The organism is Mycobacterium sp. E3298, assembly GCF_001666895.1.
Classification (GTDB): Bacteria; Actinomycetota; Actinomycetes; order Mycobacteriales; family Mycobacteriaceae; genus Mycobacterium.
Genome location: NZ_LZJB01000046.1, coordinates 1 through 1,315, shown reverse-complemented (window position 1 = coordinate 1,315; position 1,315 = coordinate 1). Strand labels below are relative to the sequence as shown.

The 1,315-nt window shown below is 66.6% G+C and carries 2 protein-coding genes; one reads left to right on the top strand and one right to left on the bottom strand.

Features of this window, described 5'->3' with window-relative positions; translation table 11 throughout:
- The coding region (locus A9X05_RS01675; RefSeq protein WP_156736196.1) for a GGDEF domain-containing protein at positions 1-530 on the top strand (530 nt) is incomplete at its 5' end.
- A gap of 139 nt (positions 531-669) precedes the next feature.
- Here the strand turns inward: A9X05_RS01675 and A9X05_RS01670 are convergent.
- A complete protein-coding gene (locus A9X05_RS01670; RefSeq protein ID WP_067756415.1) occupies positions 670-915 on the bottom strand; it encodes a hypothetical protein in 246 nt (81 codons plus the stop codon).
- Between the last annotated feature and the right edge of the window lie 400 nt (positions 916-1,315).

The following is a 1,315-nucleotide window of genomic DNA, read 5'->3' as shown; positions in this document are numbered from 1 at the left end:
CCGCCGAGTCATTCGGCCTGTTGACGCGGACCTTGGTCGCCGCGGCGTGCACCGACCCGCTCACCGGACTGCTCAACCGTGCCGGCTGGGAGATTGCCACCGCCGACTTGCTGGCGCGGGCCCGTTCGACCGCGTCCACCGTCACCGTCGTCGCGCTGGACATCGACAACTTCAAACAGATCAACGACACCGACGGACATGTCGCCGGCGATCGGCACCTGATAAGTCGCGCGGATATCTGGCGAGAAGCGGCCCCCGCGCACGCCGTTCTGGCCAGGTTCGGCGGCGACGAGTTCGCGGTGTGTATCGCTGACCGCCCCGGTCGCAAGCCCACCGCGGCAGAGCAATTCGTCGGCGCCGCGCGGCTATATACGCCGGGCACCAGCATCGGGACCGCGTCGGCCTCCGGCAAGGACGCCGATATCGCCACGCTGCACGCCGCCGCGGACGCCGAGCTCTATATCGCCAAGCAGAAGCGAATCTCCGAGGCCCGTGAGGCCGATGCGCACCGGCGTTATGAGTCCCGCTGAATTGCTTGTGCCGCAAGCGGGTTCGCCCGCACCGTCGGGTGCGGCGGCGGGACAGTGCTCGTCGCCGCCGCCCAACGACTCCCGCACGGGCGGGCCAAAACCGGACGAGCTGCGTGTGCTCGCCTACTCGCGACCGCCGCTAACCCATTGTCAAGATCGCGACTGCGGCGACGGCGATCATCGCCACGAGGGCGACCAAAATCACGGTGATCGCCGCGCGCACGATCTCTTCTTCTGAGGGCCGCCAGCGCGGTTTCAATTCGGCGAGAACGGTGTCCCCTCCCCAGGGCATACCGTTGAGCCGTGCGACCGCCGAAATGACATCGTCGTGCGCGTCGAACGCGTCGTTCTCGATTGGCTCGTGCGCGGCGATTGCGATCGTCATATCAGCCCCCAGGCTCGCGGACGCCGATCGGCGTTGTTCGGGTCAAAGCTTCGGAATTCTCGTGAATTCATGATACGAGCGCGAAAATCACGATTGCGGTAACGATCCTTAACGGTCACGGCACGGAGTCGCGCTAAACGCCAACCATGCTCGCCTGACAAGAGGCGGCCGCCGGCCAAATTTGGGATCGGTAGCGGCAGGCGCGCTATTTACTTCAACTGCAGAGCGCCCCGACCACGGGCCGCCCGACGGAATAGGACAGTCATGATGCGACGGATCGCGCGGTTGGCGACCACCGCCCTGCTGGCCGGTGGGTTGGGTGTTGCGGGTCTCGGGTTGGCCGCGGGCACGGCCAATGCCGATGGTGGCCCACACCGCTGGTGCCCCGGCGAACCTCTGC